The sequence below is a fragment of the Gammaproteobacteria bacterium genome (genome assembly GCA_021648145.1).
Taxonomy (GTDB): domain Bacteria; phylum Pseudomonadota; class Gammaproteobacteria; order JAADGQ01; family JAADGQ01; genus S141-38.
Map to the genome: position 1 here is coordinate 43802 of JAKITI010000012.1, position 24666 is coordinate 68467.

Annotated in this window: 15 protein-coding genes; 8 read left to right on the forward strand and 7 right to left on the reverse strand. The window is 43.2% G+C overall.

The genetic code is table 11. The features are described 5' to 3' along the window. Positions 1–3 precede the first annotated feature (3 nt). From L3J70_08905 to L3J70_08925, 5 genes are read right to left on the reverse strand one after another with little or no spacing between them, the layout of a single operon-like run. Entirely contained in the window at positions 4–2904 is a 2901-nt protein-coding gene (locus tag L3J70_08905) for a tetratricopeptide repeat protein (GenBank protein MCF6236469.1), read from the reverse strand. Then, entirely contained in the window at positions 2901–4769 is a 1869-nt protein-coding gene (locus L3J70_08910) for a hypothetical protein (protein ID MCF6236470.1), read from the reverse strand. The genes L3J70_08905 and L3J70_08910 overlap by 4 nt, the downstream gene beginning before the upstream one ends. Before the next feature lies 1 nt (position 4770). After that, the gene (locus L3J70_08915) at positions 4771–5313 is read right to left on the reverse strand and encodes an AraC family transcriptional regulator (protein ID MCF6236471.1); all 543 of its coding nucleotides are present in this window, start codon (positions 5311–5313) and stop codon (positions 4771–4773) included. 28 nt (positions 5314–5341) lie between these two features. Further along, positions 5342–6901: an FHA domain-containing protein gene (locus tag L3J70_08920; protein ID MCF6236472.1), complete on the reverse strand. Its 1560-nt coding sequence runs from the start codon at positions 6899–6901 to the stop codon at positions 5342–5344. Then, a complete protein-coding gene (locus tag L3J70_08925) occupies positions 6813–7985 on the reverse strand; it encodes an AAA family ATPase (GenBank protein ID MCF6236473.1) in 1173 nt (390 codons plus the stop codon). Before L3J70_08925 ends, L3J70_08920 begins: the two co-directional genes overlap by 89 nt. A 98-nt stretch (positions 7986–8083) precedes the next feature. Between L3J70_08925 and L3J70_08930 the strand changes: the two genes are divergently transcribed. Then, a complete protein-coding gene (locus L3J70_08930; GenBank protein MCF6236474.1) occupies positions 8084–8866 on the forward strand; it encodes an alpha/beta hydrolase in 783 nt (260 codons plus the stop codon). Here L3J70_08930 and L3J70_08935 read toward each other — a convergent pair. Next, a complete protein-coding gene (locus tag L3J70_08935; protein ID MCF6236475.1) occupies positions 8860–9885 on the reverse strand; it encodes a GGDEF domain-containing protein in 1026 nt (341 codons plus the stop codon). The two genes, L3J70_08930 and L3J70_08935, sit on opposite strands and share 7 nt — an antisense overlap. Before the next feature lie 267 nt (positions 9886–10152). On the opposite strand from L3J70_08935, the gene aceE reads away from it, so the two are divergent. From aceE to lpdA, 3 genes are read left to right on the forward strand one after another with little or no spacing between them, the layout of a single operon-like run. Then, the gene (gene aceE / locus L3J70_08940; protein ID MCF6236476.1) at positions 10153–12813 is read left to right on the forward strand and encodes a pyruvate dehydrogenase (acetyl-transferring), homodimeric type; all 2661 of its coding nucleotides are present in this window, start codon (positions 10153–10155) and stop codon (positions 12811–12813) included. Between the two features lie 19 nt (positions 12814–12832). Continuing rightward, positions 12833–14119: a dihydrolipoyllysine-residue acetyltransferase gene (gene aceF / locus L3J70_08945; GenBank protein ID MCF6236477.1), complete on the forward strand. Its 1287-nt coding sequence runs from the start codon at positions 12833–12835 to the stop codon at positions 14117–14119. Positions 14120–14141: 22 nt separating this feature from the next. Further along, positions 14142–15566, forward strand: a complete 1425-nt coding sequence (gene lpdA, locus L3J70_08950) for a dihydrolipoyl dehydrogenase (protein MCF6236478.1) — start codon at positions 14142–14144, stop codon at positions 15564–15566. Between the two features lie 17 nt (positions 15567–15583). Here the strand turns inward: lpdA and L3J70_08955 are convergent, their stop codons facing one another. Next, the gene (locus L3J70_08955; protein ID MCF6236479.1) at positions 15584–16378 is read right to left on the reverse strand and encodes a thymidylate synthase; all 795 of its coding nucleotides are present in this window, start codon (positions 16376–16378) and stop codon (positions 15584–15586) included. A gap of 122 nt (positions 16379–16500) precedes the next feature. Here L3J70_08955 and L3J70_08960 point away from each other — a divergent pair, with 122 nt between their 5' ends. The 4 genes from L3J70_08960 (at position 16501) to prsR (ending at position 24656) form a co-directional block, all read left to right on the forward strand. After that, positions 16501–19746, forward strand: a complete 3246-nt coding sequence (locus L3J70_08960; GenBank protein ID MCF6236480.1) for a DEAD/DEAH box helicase — start codon at positions 16501–16503, stop codon at positions 19744–19746. 66 nt (positions 19747–19812) lie between these two features. Continuing rightward, positions 19813–21207 carry a TIGR03013 family PEP-CTERM/XrtA system glycosyltransferase gene (locus L3J70_08965; protein MCF6236481.1) on the forward strand — a complete coding sequence of 465 codons (1395 nt, stop codon included), beginning with the start codon at positions 19813–19815 and terminating at the stop codon, positions 21205–21207. Positions 21208–21213: 6 nt separating this feature from the next. After that, positions 21214–23295, forward strand: a complete 2082-nt coding sequence (gene prsK, locus L3J70_08970) for a PEP-CTERM system histidine kinase PrsK (protein MCF6236482.1) — start codon at positions 21214–21216, stop codon at positions 23293–23295. A gap of 11 nt (positions 23296–23306) precedes the next feature. After that, positions 23307–24656, forward strand: coding sequence for a PEP-CTERM-box response regulator transcription factor (gene prsR, locus L3J70_08975; GenBank protein MCF6236483.1), 1350 nt, complete (start codon positions 23307–23309; stop codon positions 24654–24656). Positions 24657–24666 lie beyond the last annotated feature (10 nt).

Genomic DNA, 24666 nt, shown 5'->3' on the forward strand with positions numbered 1-24666 from the left:
CGCCTATTTCAGAGTGGAAATATAGGGTGTGCTTTTCTCTTGTTTGTTGTAACGAGCAGGTGATAATTTTTTGAGTGCTTTGATGCTTTTCTTGACCCATTGATCATAAATTTTTGATTGAATTCGTCTGGCATTGATTGTGTGTGTGTCAATGGCTTTTTCTTCGAAAGGATACGCTTCTTCTTCCAGTAATATTTCATATTGCTCAAGTTCTTCAGCACTCAAACCTGAAGGGCGCTCTGAAGTCATCAGTGCATGACCAAATTCATTGTAAATTTCAGCAATCCGGTACGTTGATTCTGTTGCAATATCTGCGACGTTATAAGCGATTGCTTTTTGATAACCATTCAGTGCGGCTGTCATTTTCAGTTTCTTCTGCGTCAGGTTTTTCTTGAATGGTTTGACCAGTTTAATTTTATGAAAAGCAGCATTCTGTGGTTTTACCCGTGCCAAAGCCGCTTTTGCTGTAATGTATTTCATTCGGTCAGTTTTATTTATGTCAGCGGTGCTTCTTTCCGTATTAATAATATCTTCTAACCAATATTGTTGTTTTTTCTTGTTTCCCTGTTGTTGATAAAGTAGTGCTAGATGGTGGCGTGCTTCCATGGCTTGTGAAATTGGAAAAGGGTGGAGCGTTATATAGCGTTTATAGGCTTCGATAGCCTGCAAAGGTTGTTGACCTTTTTCGTAGAGCTTTGCAGCTTGCCAGGCCGCTTCACGCCGGATATCCGGGTTTTGTTCTTTTGTTGATAGAGCCTCGTATACACCTGCGGCTTTTGCGGGTTGGTTATTTTTAATATAGGTTTCCGATAAGCGTGCCAAGGCGTTGGGCTGCAATTTATGCCTTGGAAATTCTGTAATAAAATATTCGAGAACTTGAGTTGCTCGGTTCCAATGTCCCATGGTGATTAGCAGCGCTGCGGCATCGTAGGTTGCAACAGCCGCAACGGAGGAGGCAGACGCTTCTTTTTTAACACGTAAAAAACTCTCTACAGCAAGCGCTGCCTCTCCTTTGTTTTGCAGGGCTTCACCTTGTTTATAGATTGATGCGGCAAGTTGTTCTTGCCAGGCTTTGCGCTCAGGGTGCTTAAAAGGGGTGAGTTTCAGGGTGTTTTTGTAAGCCTCTTCTGCCTTGATGTAATTTTGTTGTTCAAAATAAGTATGAGCGATAATCGCCCAGGCTGTCCGCTCTATTTTTGCATCAATATTTTGTTTCTCTAGAGTTAGAATGCGTTCAGCAATAGATGCTGCGGCCTTGCTTTTTTTCTGTGCGAAAAGTTTTTCGGCGGAATTGATCAGGACGACAGGTGTTCTGGCATCATCAGGAAAGGCTTTTGTGAAGCGCAGGGCGCTTTTTATCATTTGGGCTTCAAGCGCAATATATTGGTTTGTCTGGGGTTTGCTGGGCTGTTCAAGGCGATTTTTGTAAGCGGTGAGAGCCGCATAAGCCGCTTCGTTGGAGTGTTTGTGTGGTGGGTAATTATAGGCCGTTTTTTCATATTCAATGGCGGCCTTCTGATACGATCTATTTTCAAATAAAATTTCTGCAAGCATAAAATTGATATTCGCTGCATCGTTATCTTTAGGAAATAGGGTTAGTAATTGACGATACAATAGGACTGCCTGAGCATATGAGGAGATGTTTTGAGTGGGATTTTTTTGGTACTGAGCATGGTGATGGCGCGCTAAATCACCCATTGTGCTGGCTAGATAAGGTTTCAGCTTTTTGCGTAGTGTGGGTGTGGTGGAAGCCCAGTATTTACTCTTTATGCCGAAGCGTTTGATAAACTCCTGTTTTGCATTGAGCGCGTGTTGTATCTGGTTATTTTGGCTATAAGCAAAAATAACTCTTAAGTAGAAAAAGGGAGATTGAGCGTGTTCAGGGTGTTGTTCTACAAAAGTCAAAAATGTATCTGTGGCATCATCAATGCGGTCATTATCCAGATAAAACTGTCCCAGAGAGTCGTAAATTAAAATTTCATAGTTACGTTTGTTTTTGGCAAAAAATTCTGACACAGAGTATGCGCCGTCCATATAACTGAATGAGAGTGAAATAACACGCAAGGTGTCATTTCTGAACTCTTTTTCACTGCTTTGCAAGCCCCGAGTCTGCTCCCATGGCCTGTTTTTTGTATTCAGCTTGATGTCTAGCAGGGCAAATAGAGAGTTGAGTGCTGTTGCATATTTTCCTTGCTTGTAAAGTGACCAGCCGTGTTTATAGATGGCTCGTTCATAAAATTTGGTTTTGTCTCCCAGATGAATAACAGCCGCATATGCGGCTTCTGCCGCAGCGTATGATTGACGGGTGAAATTTATTTCACCGCGACGAAATTGCACTTCACCCAGGTATTTTGAGGTGGTTTTCTTTTTTTGTGGGCGGCCAAAAGAGAGTTCGGGGATGCTCTGTTTTTTCCCAAGGTAGGGGGAGCCGGGGTAATCTTTTATTAAAGTATCCAGCGCCTTGAGGGTATTCTCCAGTTGTCCATTATGTTCGTAGGCTTTGGCTAACTGATACAAGACTCGGTCCTTGGCTGGCATGTCGGGATAGGTTTTTAACAGCTCTTCATAGTGTGCAATGACTTGCTTGTAGATTGCCTCTTCACTTTGCTGGTTGGTGTTGTTGAATGAGGAGATTAAATCATCAACACGTTCCATCTCCATATCTGCAAGGCGGCGCAAAGCTTCAATGTAATATGGGCTGCCTTTTGTGGCGCGTTCCAAAACAGTTTTATACGCATTAATCGTTTTATTGTGGTTGACCTCTGTGACTGGGTGCTGCTCAATGGTGACCGCGTTATCTTCAAGAGATTTGAGTGTAATGACCTTGGATTGTTGCTGATTCCAGGTTGTGCAACCACTGCTTAATAACATGAAAAAAATCACGATAAAAAATAGGTTTCTCACTGCTGGACACCCTTTTCTTCATCTGCCTGATCATAAATCTGGGCAATTGCAATGCTGGCTTGAGCGAGGTAATCAGAGATTCGTTGACTCTTTTTATTTAGTACGGTAATCGCCATCTGTTCGATATGATGAGACTGTTTATTCAATAGTTGCTCTATTTTTATCTGTAGATCGTGGGTGCGCTTTTGAAGCGATATGATCTGCTTTTGGTGAGATACAAATGTTTGTGCAACATCATGTTGTTTTTGTTTGATATTTTGTTGGTATTGATCGTACGCTTTTATATTGTCATCAAGTGACTGAATAGATTGTTTTTTTTCCTGTAAACGTTTATAAAATTGACTGTTGATATTCCATAAAACCAGGCCTTTAAGTAGTCGGTGGCGACCTTGGTAGTGATTGATGTTTGGGTGTGTAGCGAGTCGTTCAATGCGTTGTTCGATACGTTTGATTCTATCGAGTTGCTCCTTTTCCTGAGCATTGGCGAGTGACTGGCTGCTGTTATTTTTTTCAATCAGTGCAAACTGTTGGGTGAGTGTTGAGTACCGGGCGTTGACGGTGTTCAAGTGAGCCGCATCGAGCTGTTTATCTATGGCCGTACTGCGTTTCTTTAATATGTTACGGCGTACATCAATCATGTCGTAATAGAGTGTGAGATCGCTCTGTCTCTGTTGTAATTTAGTTTTCATGAACACCAGATCACGATAGCTTTTAAGGACTTCTTGAAAATCATTTTGTGAAAAAAGCACCTGAAGGTAATAGTTTTCAGTGATATTGGTCAGCTCTTGCAACTGCCAAGGTCCATCCGTTTCATTTTGATTGGGCTGGCCTAATAAGGTATTTGCAAGCTGACTGCCGGGAATGGATTCAATAAAATATTGAATCCGTTGTAACTGGGTCTTATAAATTTCGACGGCTTGCTGGTATTGTTGCAATGCTTGTTTATGCGCAAAGAGCTGATTCAGTGCATAAGGAGCGGCAAGCAGTGATTCTTGTACCGCATCATCCAGTTTGTTGTGTTGCTGGAGCTCTTGGGAGTAAACGAGTGCTTGATGAAATTGACTGAGGGCTGAGTGAGTCCAGCCGAGCCCCAGAAGTGCTTGACTGGCATAAGGGCCATCAAGTTGAATGCGTTCGAAATGTGTTTGTGCCTGATGCCCCTGATAGCGATCCAGATAGATAAACCCTAAGGTCAGGTTTGCACGGTCACGGAGCGCATTGAACTCTTCATTGCCATTTTTCATTTCAGCAACACGGTTGAGCGCATCAATACCTTGTTGAAACTGTTCACTTTTTATAAGTGTAACACCTAAGTTATAGCTGCCAAACATTCCCAAAATGGAGTCAGGTTGTATTGTTTTTAAAACGGTTGCAGCGTCTTCATAAGATTGATTTTTCGTGAGTATTGAAGCCTCTAACAGCAGCCGTTGTTGTTGTAATTCATTGTTCTTTAACGAGCCTTCAATCTTTATTAATGCCTGTTGAGATTTTTGGGTGTAGCCACGTTGGTGGTAAATTTTTGCTAAAAAAAACCAGGCTTGGTTAAGAGTCTCTACAGGTGTTTTATCTTTAATTAGACGTTCAAAAATTTTACTTGCTTGGTCATGTATTCCATAAGCGAGATATAGGCTTCCCAAGAGTATTTCAGCATCATGCTCATGTTGCTTCAGACGTTGTTGTTTCTGCGCGGCAAGCAGGTGAGTGATGGCGGTGTAATAGTTTTGCTGATAAAAGTGCAGTAGTGTTTCACCATAATGGGGCGTTTTGATGGACTCAATTGTTTGAGTGGGCATGATGTCACGACCATTAGCGACACTGCTCAGTAGTGCAAAAAGTAGAGCAGAAAAGAGTAACTGTATGCGCATTTTAAATTTCAGGTTCCCACACCCTGATATCAAATGAGGGTTGCTGTTTTTTCTCTAGATCGACTATTTTTAGTTCGACATATTTGGGCTCGTTTGTTTTATTAATCGAAGTAGTGGCTGCACGTGAATAGTCTCGTTCATTCGGACCTTTTCCGGTAAAAAAAGCGGTGAGTTTATGTGAGCCATGGCGGATATTGCCTATATGAAGCTGCTGAACACCCCCGCGCCGGAGGGCATCGGCTTCACTTTCAGTGTAAAGGTAGTTGGCGATTTGTGTATCATCGATTGTTAGCTGAACACTATCAAGGGTGAAAAACTCACCGACATCAACAGAGACAAAAACAGTGATTTGGGTGTTGACCGGAAAAAGCAACTCTTCTTCTAAAATAAAAAGATCCCTGTTGAGTTTTAATACTTCATCTTTAAGGGACTGAATTTCAGAGTCGAGCGCTTTGGGCGAAACACTATTTTCCGCCACCGTGATGGGTGACATCGCGATAAAAAAAAGTGAGATAAGAAAAAATAGAGTGAATTTATTTAACATTGTTATTGGCTCAAAATGGGGTCAGGGTTTAGGTGCTGTTTTTTGGTTCATCGGGGGGCGGTATCACTCTTTTTTTCGGCTTGGCCATGAAAATTGTTGGCGCGTCTTCTTCGTCTAACTGAATTTCTGGTTGCGGATTTGGTTTTGAGTCTGATTTTTTTCGTTGCGGTGCCATGTCAATGACAGTCGCGTCTTCTAATAGTGCTTCTGGTAATGCGCTTTTGGCTTTGTCGTTAACCTGCATTGCTGGGAGAATGAATATGAATTCATATTTATCCAGACGCACTTTATCAAGGTGGCTCAGACGCTGCCATTGGTTGATTTTTTGGTCATTAATGAATGTTCCGTTCGAGCTGTTTTTATCATTAATATAGAATGCATTATCACGGTATTCAATGACAGCATGTTCGCGGCTGATTGTATCTTGGTCAATTTCAATGTAATGAAATTCAGAAGAGTGATTGCCAATGGCACGTCCTATGATAGTGGATGAACGTCCAATATTTAAATGTTTTCGAAGTGTTATACGGTGAATATCTTCCAGATAGGCTTCTGGTACTGGGGTGATGATTGGCCGTACATTTCTTGATGAACCGCTGGAGTTATCTTTGCCTCTATTTTTGAAGTAAATCAGGAATAATAAACCTGCAACAAGAAACCCGATAACAAGTGCAACATTCGAAAACTGGATCGTGTTTTGTTCGCTGCTATTTTCTGGATTGACTGTTTTAATTGTGGGTTCATCTTCGGTAATAGGGCTGAGGCTTGCGTCATACTCGGTTAATGTATTAATCGAAATTCCGCTGGTTGGAGATATGGAAACGGATTGCCCAGTTATTTGTGCACTGACTTTTCTAAAAATGCCAAGCAGTTCCTGTGCGCTGTTTGCCGCGTAATATTGACCGGATGTATTTTTTGCCAAATCTTCTGCGAGTGTTTGATATGTATTGTTTGCCAAACTGTTTATCAGTGAAATAGCAAAAATTTTAATCCCTTCTTCTACTGCAGCAGATGAAAAAGTATTGGTTAACCAATGTTGTTTTTCTTGGTCTTGAACGGTGTCACCTGTGTTAACCGGTTGGTCGCTAAGGAAAATAATAGATTTTTGCACAGCAGTGTTTGTATCATTATCGTCGGTCAGTATTTCAAATGCTTTTTGCATCGCTTCAGGGCTGTTTGATTGCGTCAAGCCTGGTTCGAGTTGACCAATGTGAGCCAGCACAGTTTTTCGTGACTCACCAAGTGCTAGGAGTGGCGAGGCGATGGTGGTCTTTTCATCAAAATAAACCAATCCAAACTTGACACTATTTTCAAGTGATTCAATGAACTCAAGGGCTGCAACACGAGCCAGTTTGTCGGGATCATTCACCGACATGCTTTGTGAATTACTCATGACGAGCACAATTTCATGCTTCGTTTCAGACTGAGCTTGAATATTGGTCGATCCTAAAATAAAAAGGAGAGATAACAATATGTTTAGATAGGAGGTGATACTATTTTTATGCATGGTTTTGAAATGTAAATTGTTGTGAGCCAATGGTGATGATGTCACCGTGATTGAGCTTTTGTTCTTCAATCGGTTTGTCATTAATCAGTACACCATTGGCACTGCCATTGTCTCGAATAGTCGCCCGATTATTTTGCATCATTATTTCAGCATGGTAGCGGCTGACTTCCGGGCTAGAAATAACGATATCATTATTTTTTTTACGCCCCAGTCGAACCAGCGGAGTATCAAGCGGATACTCTGCAACATACTCTCCTTCCATCGTGAGGAGTAGTTTGGGTAGTTTTTTGGACAACTCCGGTATTTCAAAATCAGGTAAATATTCAGGTTGTTTTTTATGTATTTTTCGTTCGCTGTAAGGAACCCACCTAAGCTCGGCCACTGCAATTTTAACTAAATCTTTAGAGACTGTTTTAAGTTCCTCCGCATATGCACCAATAAGTGTCATGTCACATAATACGTTGATGAGCCTAGGGATGCCGCCCGTATAACGATGGATGATAGGGTATGCATCAGTTTCAAACAGTGATTGGTTTGGCAAACCTGCGACTTTCAGTCGGTGAGTGATATAAGGTTCTATATCATTCTCACTGAGTGCTGTGAGGTGAAAACGAAAGCGAACACGTTGTAGCAGTTGTTCCATCTCTGCGGTATCAAGCGTATCATTCAGTTCGGGTTGTCCGACCAAAACGATATTCAGAACTTTTTTGTTGTGTATCTCCAGTCCTGACAATAAGCGCACCTCTTCAAGCATTTTTTGATCGAGATTTTGCGCTTCATCAACAACTAAAAGAACACGTTTTCCCTGTTTATATTGGTGAGTTAAATATTTGTTAATAAGATCTAATAGTTCAACTTTTTTGCTATTGAAGGCATCAATTCCAAACTTCACTGCAACCGACTGTATAAACTCAGCTTCACTTAATCGTGTTTGGTGAATGTAAGCGACCACAGTAGATGAACCCAACCCTGAAACAGCATGGTCAACGAGTGTGGTTTTTCCTGAGCCAATTTCTCCAGTGACAATAATAGAGCTATCACCCATTAACAAAGCTAAATCCATGTAGGATTTGGCTTTTACGTGAATTTTACTCCAATAGATGAATCGAGGGTCTGTGGTTAAGCTAAAAGGAGGTTCCGTTAAGCCAAAATAGTCTGTATACATAGATTTTCAGATTGGTTATTTTGCATGTATCGAAGCGCTTCTTTATAACATTTAGCTATTGTAGGGGTCAAACGTAAGCGTACCTTGAGGTCATTGTAATGATGAAGTGTATATCAATTTTTTGTGGCAGTTTGTTTGTTTTCGCAAGCGGTTGCAGTCTGGTTCCTGCATATTACGACGTGTCGATGCGTTTTGGTTTTCATGCAGAAAAAATAGAAGGTGATCTGTTTCAACATGTGGTTTTTTCTAAAGCAGGTGTTGGGCGTGTGCTGCATGTATATATTGAAGGGGATGGCCGTCCCTGGTTGCATAAAAACCGGGTTTCACTTGACCCGACCCCACGTCATCTATTAATGATGGAGCTTATGGCGCTGGATGATGCGCCTGCTGTTTATTTAGGTCGTCCCTGTTATTTTGAGCAGCCCTCGCCGTGTTCACCGATCTGGTGGACACATCGGCGCTACTCTGAGCCTGTTGTGAATAGCATGGCTGTTGCGCTTAAGCACTATTCCAGTGGCTATGAGTCGGTGGTTTTAATGGGGCATAGTGGTGGGGGTGCATTGGCTATGTTATTGGCTGAGCGAATTGATAAAGTCCAGGCGGTTATAACACTTGCGGCAAATCTTGATATTAAAAAATGGACGCTATTTCATGGCTACAGCCCATTGGAAGGCTCTCTGAACCCTGCTTTACGCCCACCACTTTCAGCAAAAATAGAGCAGTGGCACTATGTGGCAGAAGATGATCACAATATTCAAGTGCAATGGCTTGATCCTGTAATAGATCGACAGCCGAATGCAAAATTAATCAGTATAAAGGGAGATCATAGCTGCTGCTGGAGGGCGCAGTGGAATAACATATTGCACACTATGAATCAGTGATCAAAAAGCTCGACATCTGTTGTGTTAATCGTTGTCGGGGCGAGTTTTCCATTCTTGACCAATTGCTCATATTCATAGGTGCTGTTACGCCCATGCTCTTTTGCATAATAGAGTGCGGCATCGGCTTTATCAATCGTGCTGGTGGGTGTATTCATAGGTTTTATTTGAGTGAAGCCCAAGCTTATTGTGATTTTTTCTATCTGCGGAAATTTGTAACTCTCAACTGCTTTTCTGAACTGCTCAAAAGCGCACTTGGCACCAAAAGCCTCTGTGGGAGATAAAATAATAACGAACTCTTCACCACCAAAACGATAGAGCATGTCACTATTTCTAAAAGTGCTCCCCATGACTTGGGTTAAAAGTATCAATACCTCATCGCCAAACAGATGACCGTATGTATCATTCACATGCTTGAAGTTATCAATATCCGCAATAGCAAGCCAATAGTAATTGGTTTCTTCTATTTTACGTCGTTTGTGACTTTTTTCTTCGATCGCTTTAGTTTCTAGAAGAATTTTGTAAAAATTAGAATCAAAGGTTTTTCTGTTGAGGAGGCCTGTGAGTGTATCGTGATTGCTTTCGTCTATAATACGCAAGTAATTGCGATATATTTTCATAAATGCAGTTACAAGTTTATTTTGAGCCTCATTAAATGATGAGGTCACGAGTTCAATAAAGCCAATCACACTATTTTGGTGATTAAATATTGGATAGATGGCTCGAGTAAACTGGTGATGGTAATCAGTATCTATGACCGGCTCGGTATGAGTGAGACACAGCTGCAAACTGTCATCCTGATCGATAGGGATTATCTCTAAAGTGGAGGTATCGACTGTTTTACTGTCTGAGTGATACGCCATGCTGACCAAAGCTTCTGCGTTGGTTTGTGTGTTGGTGATTTTTAACAGGCGAATGGAGGTGGGTTGGTAAAGTTCAGCGAGGGTCGTAACCAAACTGATTTCTAGTGAATCCTTGTCTTTGTGTTCTGTAACCTTGGCAACAGAGTCGAGTATGTCCATAATTTGGAGTTGTATGCCTTGTTTTAAGTGCGAAGGGTTGCAACTACCAGCCAATCCTTTGACTTTACAGATGCCATTACCATAGCCAATGTCGAATGTAAGGTCAATATGCCAAGTTGCTTGCGCGTAATAAACAAGGGTTCGAATAAGTGTGTTTAATTTCCTGTTTATGGAAAAAAAGGTTAGAATCGCGGCTTTGTTCAGGTTGGTCTTTCGTACTCGGATCAGTTGGATTTAATAGAATTAATACGAGGTTGTAGTCACCATATGTCTCATCTGTCAAAAATTCCTGATATTGATGCCGTTGAAACTCAGGAGTGGATTGACGCTCTTGAAGCTGTCATCGAAAACGAAGGTGTTGAACGAGCCCATTTTCTGTTAGAACAGATGATTGACAAGGCGCGCCGTTCGGGTGCTAACCTGCCTTACTCTGCGAATACAGCCTATGTAAATACCATCCCAACCCATATGGAAGCACTTCACCCAGGTGATCAAGCGATTGAACAGCGTATTCGTTCTTTTATACGTTGGAATGCAGTGGCGATGGTGGTGAAAGCCAATCGTAAGTCGGCAGAGCTGGGGGGGCATATTGCATCATTTGCTTCTGCGGCGGTGCTTTATGATATCGGGTTTAATCATTTTTGGCGTGCTCCCAGCCATGAGCACGGCGGGGATTTAATTTACTCTCAAGGCCACTCTTCGCCAGGGACTTATGCTCGCGCTTTTTTAGAGGGTCGCTTGAGCGAAGATCAGCTGGATAAGTTTCGTCAGGAGGTCGATGGTGGTGGGCTCTCTTCTTATCCTCATCCTTGGTTGATGCCTGATTTTTGGCAGTTTCCAACGGTCTCTATGGGGTTGGGGCCGATTATGTCGATCTATCAGGCTCGTTTCATGAAGTACCTTCAAGATCGTGGTTTGGCGGATACTAAACAGCGTAAAGTCTGGGCTTTTCTTGGCGATGGTGAGACGGATGAACCCGAATCTTTGGGTGCTATTTCACTCGCAGGCCGTGAAAATCTGGATAACCTGATCTGGGTCGTCAACTGTAATCTGCAGCGCCTGGATGGCCCTGTGCGCGGTAACGGAAAAATTATTCAAGAGCTTGAAGCTGGTTTTCGTGGTGCAGGCTGGAATGTCATTAAAGTATTGTGGGGTTCCTATTGGGATCCATTGCTTGCCAAGGATAAAAATGGTTTGCTGCAAAAACGTATGCTGGAGTGCGTAGATGGTGATTTCCAAAATTATAAAGCTAAAGATGGCGCTTATGTTCGTCAGCACTTTTTTGGTAAATATCCAGAACTGTTGGAGATGGTTTCCAAAATGTCAGACGATGATGTCTGGCGTTTGAATCGTGGTGGCCATGATCCCCATAAAGTTTATGCGGCTTACAAGGCTGCTGTTGATAGCGGTCAGGCGACGGTTATTTTGGCTCATACGGTAAAAGGTTACGGAATGGGCGCTGCGGGCGAAGCGCAGAATCGCACACACTCACAGAAGAAGTTGGCTGATGATGAAATGATCTACGTACGTGATCGTTTTAACATTCCTCTGAATGATGAAGATGCTGCTGCAGGTAAATATTACAAACCTTCAGAAGATAGCCCGGAAATGAAATACATGCATGCGCGTCGCAAGGAGCTGGGTGGTTATTTACCTGTGCGTCAGCAAGCCGCTGCACCGTTAGAAGTGCCTGGGCTCGAAGCATTCGATGCGTTGCTTAAAGGCAGTGGCAAAAAAGAGATGTCGACCACCATGGCTTATGTACGCATGTTGACGATTCTCTGTCGTGATAAAAAAATGGGTAAATATGTTGTCCCCATCGTGCCTGATGAAGCGCGTACTTTTGGTATGGAAGGCATGTTTCGCCAGTTGGGTATCTACTCTTCTGTAGGTCAGCTTTATACACCGCAGGATAAAGACGAGATCATGTTCTATAAAGAGGACAAGTCGGGTCAGATTCTGGAAGAGGGAATTAATGAAGCCGGCGCGATGTCTTCCTGGATTGCAGCCGCAACCTCTTATGCGAACCATGCGGTGAATATGGTTCCGTTCTATATCTATTACTCCATGTTCGGCTTTCAGCGCATTGGTGATCTGGCGTGGGCGGCGGGTGACATGCAGGCGCGTGGTTTTCTGATTGGTGCTACAGCAGGTCGTACCACATTGGCCGGTGAAGGTTTGCAACATCAGGATGGCCATGGACTGGTGACGGCAAACACAATCCCTAATTGTGTCAGTTACGACCCGACTTTCAACTATGAGCTGGCTGTTATTATTCAAGATGGTTTACGGCGCATGTACGTAGAGCAGGAGAATGTTTTCTACTACGTGACGACCATGAATGAAAATTACACACATCCAGCCATGCCGAAGGGTGCTGAAGAGGGTATTCTTAAAGGGATGTATGAATTCAGTTCAGGCGCACGATCAAAACTGAAAGTGCAACTGATGGGGTCGGGTACAATTTTGCGTGAAGTGATTGCCGCAGCTGATCTTCTCAAAACAGACTGGGGCGTGGAGTCTGATATTTTTAGTGCAACAAGCTTTAACGAGTTGACCCGCGAAGCGAACGGTTGCGAGCGCTGGAATCGTCTGCATCCGACTAAAAAGGCTCGCACCCCTTTTATTGCTCAAACATTGAAAGGTCGTAAAGGACCGTTTATTGCCGCAACTGATTACATTCGCAACTATGCCGATCAAATTCGTCAGTGGATACCTGGCCGTTATGTGGTGCTTGGAACCGATGGTTTTGGCCGTTCCGATACACGAGCACAATTGCGCAAACATTTTGAAGTGAATGCAGTGAATATTGTGGTTGCTGCTTTAAAAGCTCTGGTTGACGAAGGCCAGATGGATGCTTCAACCGTGGCTAAAGCCATAGACAAATATGGTATTGATGCTGAAAAAACAGATCCTCTGCACGCGTAACCAAGGTAGGCGATTAAATATGAGTAAAGAAATTTTAGTTCCAAATATTGGTGATTTTGATGGTGTTGAAGTCATTGAAATTCTGGTTTCCGTGGGCGACACAATTGCTGCGGAAGATTCGCTGATTTCAGTGGAATCTGATAAAGCTTCGATGGAAATTCCTGCGCCTGAAGCGGGCGTGGTAAAAGAGCTCAAAGTAAACATAGGGGATCAAATTTCAGAGGGGAGTTTGCTGCTGATTTTGGAGCCTGCTGGTGAAGCAGCAGCGCCAGTTGAGACAAAAGAGACTCCGAAAACAGAAGTATCGACACCAGAGCCCGCAAAGTCAGCGCCTCCAGTGCAAGCGCCAAAACCAGCGACACCTGCCTCTAAAACTTCACCCACGGCAAAGATCAACGAAGACTCTTTTGCCAAGGCGTATGCAACGCCTTCTGTTCGCAAGTTTGCTCGTGAACTGGGTGTTGATTTGGGTCAGGTTGATGGCTCGGGTCGTAAAGGTCGAATTACTAAAGATGATGTCCAGGGCTTTGTGAAACGTGCTCTGAGCCAATCCGCAGCTAGTGGTGGTTTAGGTGTTGCACCCATGCCTGACATTGACTTTAGTCAATGGGGTGAGATCGAAAGCAAGCCATTAACTAAAATCAACAAATTGACGGGTCAGTTTTTGCATCGTAACTGGGTGACTGTTCCTCACGTTACACAGTTCGACGAAGCCGATATCACCGATATGGAAGCTTTCCGCAAAGAGCTGGGCGCTGATTATAAAGAGCAAGGGATTCGTATTACACCGCTGGTGTTTATGATGAAAGCTGTTGTTTCTGCACTAAAAAAACTGCCTCGATTTAATGCTTCGCTGGATGCGACCGGTGAAAACCTGATTTTGAAGAGTTATTATAACGTGGGTATTGCAGTGGATACTCCAGATGGTCTGGTGGTTCCTGTGGTGCGTGATGTAGATCACAAGAGTATTGTCGATCTGGCAGTTGAGCTGGGTGAAATCAGCATCAAAGCTCGCGATAAAAAATTAAAGCCTTCGGATATGCAAGGTGGGTCTATCACAATCTCCAGCCTGGGTGGCATTGGTGGTACTAACTTTACACCAATTGTGAATGCGCCCGAAGTTGCGATTTTGGGTGTTTCACGCTCTAAAATACAGCCTGTCTGGAATGGTAAAGAGTTCGAGCCTCGTTTGATGTTGCCGTTGTCACTTTCATATGACCATCGTGTCATTGATGGCGCTGATGGCGCGCGTTTCACGAAATTTCTGAGCCGCGTGTTGTCTGATACACGTCGTCTATTATTATGATTGGTATTGTGATGGGGGCAAAATGATGAGCAATATTGATATCAGCACCGAAGTGGTTGTTCTGGGCTCGGGCCCTGGTGGATATACCGCAGCTTTTCGTGCGGCTGATCTAGGCAAAAAAGTCGTTTTGATCGAACGTTATCAAAGCATCGGTGGAGTTTGTCTGAATGTCGGTTGTATTCCTTCAAAAGCTCTGTTGCATACAGCGCAAGTGATTAACGAAGCCGCTGAATTTCACGAAATCGGTGTTGCATTTAATAAACCCGAAATTGATTTAAGCAAACTGCGTGGCTATAAAGAGAAAGTCGTTGGTAAATTGACGGGTGGTTTGAAGCACCTGGCCAAACAGCGCAAAGTTGAAATTGTTCACGGCTACGGCAAGTTTACTTCGCCTAATACCATTGAAGTTGAATCGACAGACGGCAGCAAAAAAATCGTTGGTTTTGAAAGTTGCATTATTGCCGCCGGTTCGCGTGTGACCAAACTGCCTTTTATTCCGTGGGATGATCCGCGTGTGATGGATTCTACTGATGCGCTAGAGATAGAAGAAGTGCCTAAACGTTTATTGGTGGTTGGTGGTGGCATTATCGGTCTGGAGATGGCGACTGTATATGATGCGTTGGGGTCAAAAGTGAGTGTAGTTGAATTATCGTCCGGTCTGATTCCGGGGGTTGATCGTGATGTGGTGCGTCCGCTGGAACGTCGCATCAAGAAAAAGTATGAAAATATCTTCCTGAATACCAAAGTCACTGCCATTGAACCGAGCGATAAAGGTCTTGTTTGCTCTTTTGAAGGTAAAGGCGCACCCGAAACGGATACCTTTGATCGTGTACTGGTCGCTATCGGTCGTACACCTAACGGTAAGCTGATTGATGCTGAAAAAGCAGGGGTTGCTGTTAACGACTGGGGTTTTATCGAAGTCGACAAACAACAGCATACTAACGTCGATCACATCTATGCAATCGGTGATGTTGTCGGTCAACCCATGTTGGCGCATAAAGCCACTCACGAAGGCAAAGTTGCCGCACAAAATATTGCCGGTGAAAAATCTTTCTTTGATGCTCGCACCATTCCGTCGGTGGCCTACACCGATCCAGAAGTCGCATGGATGGGCAAAACAGAAGATGAGTGTAAAAAAGAGGGCATCAAATACATAAAGGGCGTATTTCCATGGGCTGCTTCCGGTCGTTCATTGTCACTGGGACGTGATGAAGGAATGACAAAAGTTCTTTTTGGTGAAGACCACAAAATTATAGGGGCTGCGATGGTTGGCCCCAATGCTGGAGAGTTGATTGCCGAAGCGGTACTTGCATTGGAGATGGGTGCAGATATTGAAGATATTGCTCTGGCGATTCATCCTCATCCAACTCTTTCAGAAACCTTTAATTTTGCGGCTGAAATGGCCGAGGGTACGTGTACAGATCTGTATGTTCCGAAAAAAAAGTAAGCATCTTTTGAAGCAGGTTAAACCGCGATAGGTGCTTTGATGGCTGGATGGCACTGATAGTTTTTCAGCGTAAAATCATCATAACAAAAATCAAAAAGCGAATTGACCTCTGAATTAATCTCCATGGTGGGCAATGGAAAGGGCGCGCGTGCCAGCTGGGTATCCACTTGCTCAAGATGGTTTGAATAGAGGTGGGCATCACCCAATGTATGAATAAACTCTCCCGCTTGTAGGTTGGTGACTTGTGCAATCATCATGGTCAGCAAGGCATAGGATGCAATATTAAAAGGTATGCCGAGAAAAATATCGGCACTTCTCTGATAAAGTTGGCAAGATAATTTTCCATCAGCGACATAAAACTGGAACAGAGCGTGGCATGGAGGCAGCGCCATTTTATCAACCAGAGCAGGGTTCCAGGCACTAACAATCATTCGTCTTGAATCAGGATTGTTCTTGATTTGCTGGATGACATCACTGATTTGGTCAATGGCTTTGCCTTCTGGAGTCGGCCATGAGCGCCACTGAGAACCGTACACGGGCCCTAAATCACCATTTTCGTCCGCCCACTCATCCCAGATGGAAACGCCGTTCTCTTTAAGGTAACGGATATTGGTGTCACCCTTAAGAAACCACAAAAGCTCATGAATAATAGATCTGAAATGAAGTTTTTTAGTGGTGACGGCAGGAAAACCTTGCTGCAAATCAAAGCGCATTTGGTAGCCAAATGTACTGAGTGTGCCCGTGCCAGTTCGGTCTTCTTTTTTTACACCACTTTTTTTTACATGACGCATCAAATCTAGATATTGCTGCATGAATTTCCAAGCCTTATGTCTATTTTTCTATATTTTAAATGCTCAAGATTATAACACTCAAAAAAGGTATCATGCGTGGAGTTGCAAATAATGAAGCCTGCTTGATATAAATAAAATTCAATATGAAAAAACTAAAACGTAACGATATAAGAGAAGAGTGCGGTAATCGTCATTATCAACGTGGTTTAGACTACTTTGATGTCGGTTTAGTCGCTAGCTTAGAGTACGAAGAAATTGGTAATGGGTTAGTTGTGCACTCAGTGGTTAAAGGCAGTACACGAAATAGCTATAAACAAAGAATCGAGGTTACTTTATCTGATCTGTTTAATGTCAGTATTGATGGTGACTGTAGTTGCCCAGTCGGTTTTAACTGCAAACACGTTGTTGCAGCCTGTCTGCAGCTTCAAGAGACGCTGGAATTGAGTTCAAAAATAGAAAGAAAGCCTGATCTGCGTGCAGCACTCGGTTGGTTAGATAATATGGCCGCGAGCTGTGAAGAGAAGCAACCTCAAGATCCAAGCAGTGGTTTTATGGCTTATGTGCTCGACTTCAGTAATAAAAAAGGAATATTAGAGGTTAGATTGCTTTCAACAAAGCCACTTAAAAAAGGCGGCCTAAGCAAGGGGCGTGCTATTCAGCTTTATGCACTTACTTACAGTTATTATAGTAGTGGCTATGTTATACAGGATGTCGACAGAGAAATTTCCAAACTATTGGATGCCATACAAAGTGCATCAATGTATAACAATCTTGCACTCTATGGTGAACTCGGCTTTGTTGCTCTGAGTAAAATCTTGCAGACAGGTCGTTGTTTTTGGCAATCAACCCAAGGCACACCGCTTCAATTGAGTGATGCACGATCACTTAAATTGCAGTGGAAGGAAAAAAATAACACGGCTGTTTTACAAACATTAATTGAGCCGGCAGGCCAGCTATTATTGACAGAACCGCCACTCTATCTTGATGCAAATGATGGTGTGGTCGGTGCCTTGTTCGATGTGCCTTATTCACTGGAACAGCTAGAAAAACTACAGCAAGTTCCCGCTGTTCCGCTTGAATTGGCGGATGAATTTAGCCGCAAGTTGATCACTTCTCTTCCGGGTTTACCACTGCCATCACCGGGGAAAGTGGAGCTTCTCACAATTGAAAATGAGCAACCACAACCTGTATTAATGTTGATGGGGGTAGAGGCATCACCGGATCGACATGTTCATATGATGCAATTGCGTTTTTCTTACAGCGGCTATGAGCTATCAATACATCCACAAACAGAGTGGCGCAATCTGGAGGTTGATAACAAATTATTACGTGTGCACCGTGATCTCATGGTGGAAGAGGAGGCGATTGGTCTATTGCTTTCGCATGGCTTTGATCCGATGAGCAATGAAGAAGGTGATGTTGCTTTTGCCAGTATTAGTGAAAACAGGTCAGAGTCAGCAGGGCGCTGGCAGCAATTTCTTGAAGAAGTCGTACCAGATCTTGAGCAACAAGGGTGGCAAATAAAAATCAATGAAAGCTTTCATCTCAAGTTTCACCAGTCGCAAGATTGGGATGTAGAAATTGAGGGTGAAAATGACTGGTTTGATCTGCGTTTTGACATTGAAGTCAATGGTAAAAAAATACCACTGCTGCCTTTGGTGGTTCAATTGCTATCTGAATACGACCAGCAAGAGCTGCCTGAAACTCTGACACTTCCTTTGGGTGGCCATGAATATTTGACACTGCCCAGCGAGCAGATAAAGCCTGTGCTTGATACACTTTATGAGCTTTACAACGGTGATAGTCTCAGTGATGATGGCTCTTTGCGTATGTCTCGTTTCGATGCTGCTCGTTTAGCCGAACTGGATGAAAATAGTGAAGCCTTGTTGCGTTGGCAAGGGGGTGAAGCGCTGCGTGAACTGGGTCGTAAACTCAAGGATTTTAAAGGAATTGCAACAGCTAAGGTTCCCGATGGACTAAGGGCGACCCTTCGAGACTACCAGAAAAATGGTTTGAATTGGTTGCAGTTCTTACGTGAATATCGCTTTGGCGGCATACTTGCGGATGACATGGGGTTGGGTAAAACAGTACAAACACTGGCACACCTACTGCTTGAAAAAAGCGAAGGACGTATGGATAAACCATGCCTGATTATCGCGCCTACCAGCTTGATGAGTAACTGGCGACGTGAGGCTGAGCAATTTACCCCTGAACTGAAGGTATTAGTGCTACAAGGGTCGGATCGTCACCATAAATTTGATCAAATTAAAAATCACGATTTGATACTCAGCACTTACCCATTGTTGGTGCGTGATGAAGAACATCTGCTGGCTCATGAGTACCATTATGTAGTGCTGGATGAAGCGCAAATTATTAAAAATCCCCGTGCCAAAGCCGCAAGAATTATACGTCAGTTCAAGACGCAAAATCGTCTCTGCCTCACAGGCACGCCGATGGAAAATCATCTGGGTGAACTATGGGCACTGTTTGATTTTGCCATGCCGGGTTTGCTCGGCAGTGAAAAACAGTTCAAACAGCTATTTCGTACACCGATTGAAAAGCACGGAAATGATGAGCAACGAGCACGCCTAGTAAAACGTATTGCACCCTTTATGTTGCGTCGTACCAAAACAGAAGTTGTCACCGAGTTGCCAGAGAAAACTGAAATTATTCGCACAGTGAGCCTGGGTAAAAAACAGGCAACGCTTTACGAAAGCATTCGTTTGACGATGGAGAAAAAGGTGCGTGACAGCATCGCCAGCAAAGGTTTGGCTCGCAGCCACATTATGATTCTCGATGCGTTACTCAAACTGCGCCAAACTTGTTGTGATCCCGCGATACTCTCGCTCAAACAGGCACAAGCAGTGAAAGAGTCGGCTAAAATGGAGTTGCTGATGGATATGGTGCCTGAAATGCTTGAAGAAGGAAGGCGTATTTTGCTGTTTTCCGGGTTCACTAAAATGCTCGCCATTATTGAAGATGCTTTGAAAGATCGTGGCATTGCCTACAGCAAGCTTACGGGCCAGACTCGCAAGCGCGATGAGGCGATTGAGATGTTTAAAAGTGGTCAAGCCAATATTTTTCTTATTAGCCTGAAAGCGGGCGGTGTTGGTCTGAATCTTGCCGAAGCAGATACCGTGATTCATTACGATCCGTGGTGGAACCCCGCAGCAGAAAATCAGGCCACCGACCGCGCGCATCGTATTGGCCAAAAGAACGCTGTTTTCGTCTATAAGCTGATTACAGAAAATACATTGGAAGAAAAAATACTTGCGATGCAAGCAAAAAAACAGTCTTTGGCTCAAGGTATTTATGGCGGTGGTAAAAAAGAAGCGGATGCAAAACTTTCAGCCGATGATCTCAAAGCACTATTTGAGCCGCTACAATGATGATATTATCAATAGGTTAAACGAGATCCGCCCTTTTTATGAAATTTCCGGATTAAAATTATAGATATGTATCGAATTCAGAAACATTACGTTCCAAAACCATATGCATTTTTATTTGTTCTTGAGCTGGTAGTTCTTCTGCTTTCTCTTTATCTGGGTGCTTTTCTGCGCTTTTGGGGGGATGATTATATTGTGCGGACAAGCCATGGTGAACTGCTTCTAAGGGCCGCCATATTTGCTGCGGTCATTATGGCTTTTATTGTTGGTATGGGATTATATCAACGCCATATGAGGGCAAATAAAAGAGAACTGATCTGGCGTGTTTGTATGAGTTTTTTGTTGGGCGCGATTTTTCTTATATTTATTTATTACCTGTTTCCAGATCTATTGATTGGGCGTGGTGTATTCGTATTTGCTCTGCTTATTTCATTGACTATTATAGTTTTTTTAAGAGTTATGACTTTCAGTGCTGTGAATGAAAATGGTGGTGCGATAAAGGTTTTAGTTTTAGGAGCAGGTAAAAAGGCGGCGACAATAGGCGCACGACTTCGACGTAAAACAGATCTTATTGGTATGGAAATTGTGGGTTATATTGTAGTGGGGGATGAGAAACCTCATGTGCCGGAAGATAGATTAATCAAGGAGAGTTCAGATCTATTATCACTAGTGCAGTTATATCAGGCTGATGAAATTATCGTTGCGGTTGATGAGCAACGAGGTGTGTTGTCAGTCAATGAGTTGCTTGACTGTAAAATGAGCGGCTGCAAGGTTGTTGAACTGATTGCTTTCTTTGAAAGGCAGGTGGGAAAGGTCATGTTGGATATCGTCACACCGAGCTGGCTGGTTTTTTCAGATGGCTTTAATCATAGTCAGGTGAATTTTTATGGTAAACGAATTTTCGATATTATTATTAGTTTGTTGTTATTGAGCCTGGCATGGCCTGTCATGTTGCTGGTGGCGTGTGCTATTAAGCTGGATGATCGTGGGCCTGTATTTTATCAACAGGTGCGTGTGGGTTGTAATTGGCGGTTGATCAATGTGTTTAAGTTTCGCAGCATGCGAGTCGATGCAGAAAAAAATGGTAAGGCACAGTGGGCTTCAGACAATGATGACCGTGTGACTCGTATCGGTGCGGTCATTCGTAAACTGCGAATTGATGAACTGCCCCAAATATTGAATGTACTGAAAGGTGATATGAGCTTTGTAGGGCCGCGTCCAGAAAGACCCGAGTTTGTAGAGCAGTTTTCTGAAAATATTCCATATTACGCAGAGCGGCATTGTGTAAAGCCCGGCATTACCGGTTGGGCTCAAATTTGTTATCCCTATGGTGATTCAGAAAAAGATGCCAGAGAAAAATTGCAATATGATCTCTATTACGTAAAAAATTATGGAGTGTTGTTTGATCTGATGATTATCGCGCAAACGTTTGCAGCGGTATTTTGGAATAAAGGTGGGCGCTGATGCAATATGCTTGACGGTATGAATATCGGGGCGTTAAGTTATTCGCTGGCCGCTATTTTATATTTAGCTTTTGCGGGTTTTTTGATAATTCGTTGGCAAGGTCGCTTGCAGGGTGCGATTATTTTATTGGCAACGCTTGCGACCGTTGTGTGGGCCGCTTTCGCTGGATATGCTGCAACAACATCTAATAATCAAGTGTACATGTTTGTGCTGCTACTGGAGTGCATGCGAGATCTGTTATGGTTAACTTTTTTGTTGCAATTATTGGGCGCGGCTGATAGTGATAATGACTTTAACATAAAGTACCGCACGATTATAATAGGCATGTTTGCTCTGGTGTTTTTTCAGAGTTTTGTATTGCTTTATTATGTCTTGTGGGGAGGAATTGTCAGTGAGTGGTTGTGGGTACATTTTTTAGTCTTTGTTCTATTGGCGATTGCGGGACTTGTGCTTGTTGAGAATCTTTTCCGTGCAGCACGAAACGAACGTCTTTGGGCCATTAAATACCTCTGTTTTGGTTTGGGTGGGTTGTTTGCATTCGACTTTTTATTGTATACAGATGCTTTACTTTTCAGGCAAGTTGATCAAGAGTTCTGGAGCGCTCGGGGCGTCATCAGCGCTCTGATAGTTCCCTGCTTTTTTGTGGCGGCATTTCGTAACCCTGAGTGGTCATTTAAGGTTTTTGTTTCCAGGCGAGTTATTTTTCATGGTACGGCACTGCTGGGCACTGCGGGTTACCTTGTCGTTATGGTGGTGGGTGGTTATTATGTTCGCGACTATGGCGGTGATTGGGGAAGGGTGGCTCAGGTTGTTTTTTTATTTTGTGCCATGCTCTTTTTTCTATTTCTTATATTTTCAAAACATTTACGAGCCCACCTGAAGGTATTGTACGGCAAACATCTTTTTTCACATAAATATGATTATCGTGAGGAGTGGTTGCGCTTTAATCGCAACCTCTCCATGGGAAGAGAGAAGGGCTTGCGCGAACGAGCGATTAAAGCAATGGTTGATAGTGTCATGTGTCGCGGTGGAGTACTGTGGATGAGGCGAGCCTCCAAAAGAGGCTACTCGCCAGTGACTGTCTGGAAAGCGGGTACAGATTATACATTAAAAGAGCCGAATGACAGTGCGTTGATTACGTTTTTGCGAGATAAACAGTGGGTGGTCAACTTAAAAGAATATCGAGATAACCATTCGCTGTATGCAGACTTGATTTTACCGTCTTGGCTAAAAAAAACTCAAAGTGCATGGTTGGTCGTGCCATTAATTCAACACAGTGATCTGTTAGGGTTTGTTGTGCTTGAAGGGGCTCAGACGGATAGTGATTTTAATTGGGAAGATATTGATTTATTAAGAGTGGCGGGTCGGGAAGTCGCAAGTTATCTGGCGCTGGATGATGTGAACAGAGCATTGATTGATGCACGACAATTTGAAGCATTCAATCAACTTTCAGCCTTTGTAATGCATGACTTGAAAAATGTTATCGCTCAGTTATCATTAGTTGTCAGTAATGCTGAAAAACATAAAGGTAACCCGGCATTTGTGGATGATGCCATTCAAACAGTTGATCACTCTGTCGCTAAAATGAACAAACTGTTAACGCAGTTGAAATCAGGTCATAGACAGGTTAAAGACAGTCTATCAGAAAAGGTCTCACTGTCAGATTTGCTGGTAAAAGTTGTTGCTTTGAGGCGAGTGTCCAAACCCATTCCAAAGCTTCACTGCCATAAAAGTGCGAATGTGTTGGCGGTGCAGGCCGATAGTGATCGGTTGGCTGCTGTATTTGAACACCTTGTTCAAAATGCTCAGGAAGCGACTCCTGAAACTGGAAACATTGAAATCCGATTGAAGCAAAAAGGTGGAATGGCTTTGATTGAAATTGAGGATAATGGTACGGGTATGGATACTCTGTTTGTACGTGATCGTTTGTTTCGCCCCTTTGATTCAACCAAGGGTGACGTGGGGATGGGGATAGGTGTCTATGAAAGTCGTGTTTATATTCAAGAGTTAGGTGGAGAAGTTGATGTTGTGAGCACGCTGGGCAGTGGTACACTATTTTCTATTCATCTACCTGTCTCTATTCAATAAAAGGAATTCTTTTGAAAAAAAGTAAAAAACAGTTACTTGTTGTAGAGGATGACCCCGGTTTGCAACGTCAGTTGCGTTGGTGTTTCGATGGTTTTGACGTACAGGTTGTGGGTAAGCGAGAGGATGCGCTTGCATGTTTGAGGCGTTATGAACCACAAGTTGTAACATTGGATTTAGGGTTGCCACCTGATGCAGGAGGTTCAACTGAAGGTTTTGCAACGTTAGAGCAAATACTTGCCTTGGCACCTGATACAAAAGTCATTATGGTGACCGGTAACGAGGAGCGGGATAGTGCGGTGCGTGCAATTGGTATGGGTGCTTATGACTTTTACCAAAAACCGATCGACTCTGAAGTGCTCTCCTTAATTGTGGCGCGAGCCCATCAGTTGCATCAATTGGAGCAAGAAAATCGCCAGTTAATACAAAAAAGTGGGGGGGCGTTACAAAATGTAATATCGAACAGCCCTCAGATGCTTAAAGTATGTCGTACGGTTGAAAAAATTGCACCATGCGATATTACAACGCTTATTCTTGGTGCAAGCGGCACTGGAAAAGAGTTAATAGCGCGTGCATTACATGATTTGAGTACACGATCTGAAAACAGGTTTGTGACCATTAATTGCGCTGCAATCCCTGATGCTTTATTGGAAAGTGAGCTGTTTGGCTATGAAAAAGGCGCATTTACCGGTGCAACAAAACAGACCATCGGTAAAATTGAACACGCAAATGGCGGCACACTGTTTCTGGATGAAGTGGGTGATTTGCCACTGCCATTGCAGGCTAAATTATTACGTTTCTTGCAAGAGCGCGTTATCGAGCGCCTAGGAGGGAACTCTGAAATTTCTGTTGATGTACGAGTTGTATGTGCGACACATCAAAATATTACCTCCATGATTGAGAAAGAGACATTTCGAGAGGATTTGTATTACCGTATCAGTGAAGTTACTATAAATGTACCCCCTCTCAATGAGCGGCAAGGTGATGCAGTTCTTATTGCCCGCACTACTCTTGAAAAGTTCAGTACACAATACAGTCGGAAATTACGTGGTTTTAGTCAAGATGCTTTAAGCGCAATTGATGCATATCGCTGGCCAGGTAATGTGCGTGAATTAGAGAACCGAATCAAACGTGCAGTGATCATGTGTGATGGAAATCAGGTCACTGCTGATGATCTTGAGTTGTCTATAGAGGAGAGTCCAGCTCCTTTTAATTTGCGAGAAGTGCGTGATAATGCGGAGCGTCAAGCTGTGCTTCGAGTGTTAGGGTTGTGTCAAGATAATATCTCTCAAGCCGCAGAGATGTTAGGCGTTAGTCGCCCAACAGTGTATACATTAATGGATAAATTTTCGTTGAAAGAGTAATTTTATTTAA